Origin of the sequence: Rhodanobacter thiooxydans LCS2 (genome assembly GCF_000264375.1) — a bacterium.
GTDB lineage: Bacteria > Pseudomonadota > Gammaproteobacteria > Xanthomonadales > Rhodanobacteraceae > Rhodanobacter > Rhodanobacter thiooxydans.
On record NZ_AJXW01000129.1, the window covers coordinates 1 to 2669 of the forward strand.

Below are 2669 nucleotides of genomic sequence, written 5' to 3' on the forward strand. Positions count from 1 at the left end.
TTACGGATAAGTTCTTAATCTCCGCTACCATCTTCTCAGAAAAGAACGCTTCGAGCTTTCAGCAACTCGCAAGCGCATGACTATTCGCCGCAGCCGACCGGATAGCCATCCCACCACGCCGTCTGTCGGTGGCTAAGTTCAAGCGTTATACCTCATTGGGGAGAGTTGTAATGGGTAAGTTTCTTATATCGCTTGGAGCGCTAGCTCTACTGTCCGTTGCGGCGTGTTCGAACCCATCAATTGTGCGTGTTAAGAGCGACCAGATCGCCGCCGCAGCCATTCGTACTGTGTATGTGCCGAGATTCGAGGGCAACCCCGAGTTTGTCGAGGAAAGCACGGATCTGTTCGTGTCAGAGTTAGAAGGGCGGATTTCTGCCAAGGTGGTTCAAGGCGCGTCCCTAAGACTTGAAGGTCCTGACATCGCATCAGGCGGCAACATTGCTGACACGGATTACGCTATTTCAGCGGCAAAGAGAGCCGGCGCTCAAGCCATCATTCTTGGCAAAGTAACTAGCCATAAAGACGGCCCCACCCTCAATGGCTTCGCAACCGTGCGCATCATTGACGTAAACAACGGCAACGTAATTGCATCGTTTCACCGCCCCAGCGGAAAGCTCATGGCTTGGAGTGAGCATCAAACAGTGATGGCCGCAGTCCAGCGCGTAGCGGAAGATGCTGCAAAAGCGCTGAGGTGAGGGCTAACAATTCGTCCAAGCCGAACCCGCTTCGCGGCTCGGCTTGATTCAGGCGTCGGATGCCACTCACTCCACCTCGTCCGACCCCTCGTTCACCCCCTCGAACAGGAACGTCGACAGATACCGCTCGCCGGTATCCGGCAGCATCGCCAGCAGCACCGAACCTTGCGGTGCCTCGGCTGCCACCTTCAGTGCAGCGGCCAGCGTGGCACCGGAGGAGATGCCGGTGAAGATGCCTTCCTTTTGCGCCAGCGCGCGCGAGGTGTCGCGGGCCAGCACGTCGTCGACCGGCACGATGCGGTCGACCACCTTGGGGTTCAGCACGGCCGGCACGAAGTCCGGGGTCCAGCCCTGAATCTTGTGCGGCTGCCATTCCTTGCCGGAGAGCAGCGCCGCGACGGTCGGCTCGGTGGCGATGATCTTCACTTCCGGCCGCGCCACCTTCATCACCTCGCCCACGCCGGTGAGCGTGCCGCCGGTGCCCCAGCCGGTGACGAAGTAGTCCAGCCGGCGGCCGGCGAAGTCGCGCAGGATTTCCGGCGCGGTGGTCTGCCGGTGATACGCCGGGTTGGCGGGATTCTCGAACTGACCGGCGAGGAACCAGCCGTGCTTCTGCGCCAGTTCCAGCGCCTTCGCCACCATGCCGGTGCCGCGCGCTGCGCCAGGTGTGAGCACCACCTTGCCGCCGTAGGCGCGGATCAGCTTGCGCCGCTCGACCGAGAACGTATCCGACATCACCGCCACGAACGGGTAGCCGCGCGCCGCGCAGATCGCGGCCAGCGCCACGCCGGTGTTGCCCGAAGTGGCCTCGATCACGGTCTGGCCGGGCTTCAGCGTGCCGCGCTGCTCGGCGTCGAGGATGATCGCCAGGGCGAGGCGGTCCTTCACCGAGCCGGCGGGGTTGAACGCCTCCACCTTCACGTACAACTCGACGTGCTTCGGGGCGAGGCGGTGCAACCGCACCACGGGCGTGTTGCCGATGGTGCCGAGGATGCTGTCGTAAATCATGGGAATGCTCCGGCTAGAAGGCAGGAAAAGCGCGGCGCGATCATGCGCCGGCGCCCGTGAAGGTTTCCGTCAGGCGCGCTGCGGCCGGCACCTTGGCCGTCACTGGAACGCGTTCGACCGGGGCCCGGTGCACCGCACCGCCCAGCGGCGCCGCGCCGAACCAGGCGAGCGAGTCGGCCAGCGCCGCCACCTCGCCCACGATCAGCAGCGCCGGCGAACGCACCGCGTGCAGTGCCGCGCGCGCGGCCAGCTGGGCCAGCGTGCCGGTGACCACCCGCTGCCGCGGCAGCGAGCCGTTCTCGACCAGCGCGAATGGCGTGGCCGGCGCGCGGCCGTGCGCGATCAGTCGCGCCTGCAGGCGCTCCAGCCCGGCCACGCCCATGTAGATCGCCAGGGTCTGCTGCTCCTGGGCCAGCGCGCGCCAGTCCAGCGTGTCCAGCGAATCGTGGCAGTGCAGGGTGACGAAGCGCACCGATTGCGCGTGGTCGCGATGGGTCAGCGGCACGCCGGCGTAGGCGGCGCAGGCCAGCGCGGCGGTGATGCCGGGCACCACTTCATAGGGAATGCCGTGCGCACGCAGAAACTCCAGTTCCTCGCCGCCGCGGCCGAACACGAACGGGTCGCCGCCCTTCAGCCGCACCACCCGCCGCCCTGCCCGTGCGTGCTCAAGCAGCAGCGCGTGGATCCCGTCCTGGGTGGTGTGATGGTTGCCGGCCTGCTTGCCCACCTCGATGCGCTCGGCGTCGCGCCGGGCCAGCGCCAGCACTTCGGCACTGACCAGCCGGTCGTGCAGGATCACGTCGGCCTCGTTCAGCGCACGCAGCCCGCGCAGTGTCAGCAGGCCCGGATCGCCGGGGCCGGCGCCGACCAGCACCACCGAACCGGCGGGCGCGGGCGACGGCGCGGCCAGCGCCTGCTCCGCTGCCCGCCGCGCCTCGTCCGGCCGGCCCTGGCGCAGCAACGCGG

Annotated in this window: 3 protein-coding genes; 1 reads left to right on the forward strand and 2 read right to left on the reverse strand. The window is 66.7% G+C overall.

Annotated elements, in window-relative coordinates; all coding sequences use genetic code 11:
• The first annotated feature begins 170 nt into the window (after positions 1-170).
• Positions 171-695: a hypothetical protein gene (locus UUA_RS19545; protein ID WP_153022894.1), complete on the forward strand. Its 525-nt coding sequence runs from the start codon at positions 171-173 to the stop codon at positions 693-695.
• 66 nt (positions 696-761) lie between these two features.
• Here the strand turns inward: UUA_RS19545 and cysK are convergent, their stop codons facing one another.
• Entirely contained in the window at positions 762-1703 is a 942-nt protein-coding gene (gene cysK / locus UUA_RS18150) for a cysteine synthase A (RefSeq protein WP_008439625.1), read from the reverse strand.
• Positions 1704-1743: 40 nt separating this feature from the next.
• The coding region (gene cobA / locus UUA_RS18155) for a uroporphyrinogen-III C-methyltransferase (protein WP_008439632.1) at positions 1744-2669 on the reverse strand (926 nt) is incomplete at its 5' end.